Raw genomic sequence first — 268 nt, 5'->3', positions numbered from 1 at the left:
CAACCTCCAGCTGGTGCAAGACTTCTGTGCCTCCCATCTTCCTCGAGGCTGCCCCCTGTCCCTTGAAGACTTGCTGTATGTCCCACCACCCCTCCAGGTCAACCTGGTGGTGCTGTTGGCTGAGATGTATATGTGCTTTGAGGTTCTGAAGCCTGATTTTGTGCAGGCCAAAGACTTGCCTGATGGACATGCTGTCTCCCCCCGGAATACAGAGACTGTTCCATCTCAGAACAACAGTGGCAGCAGTTCTCCTGTCTTCAACTTCCGC

1 protein-coding gene is annotated in these 268 nt (G+C 54.1%); it reads right to left on the bottom strand.

Annotation, left to right across the window (positions count from 1 at the left end; all coding sequences use genetic code 11):
* On the bottom strand, positions 1-190 hold a 190-nt coding region (locus MN204_RS20760; protein ID WP_249872948.1), incomplete at its 3' end, for a hypothetical protein.
* Between the last annotated feature and the right edge of the window lie 78 nt (positions 191-268).

Source organism: Oceanobacillus saliphilus (assembly GCF_023522835.1).
In the GTDB taxonomy this organism is placed as follows: domain Bacteria; phylum Bacillota; class Bacilli; order Bacillales; family Amphibacillaceae; genus Oceanobacillus; species Oceanobacillus saliphilus.
Note: the sequence above shows the minus strand (reverse complement) of the source record. Positions and strands in the feature narration are given on the sequence as shown.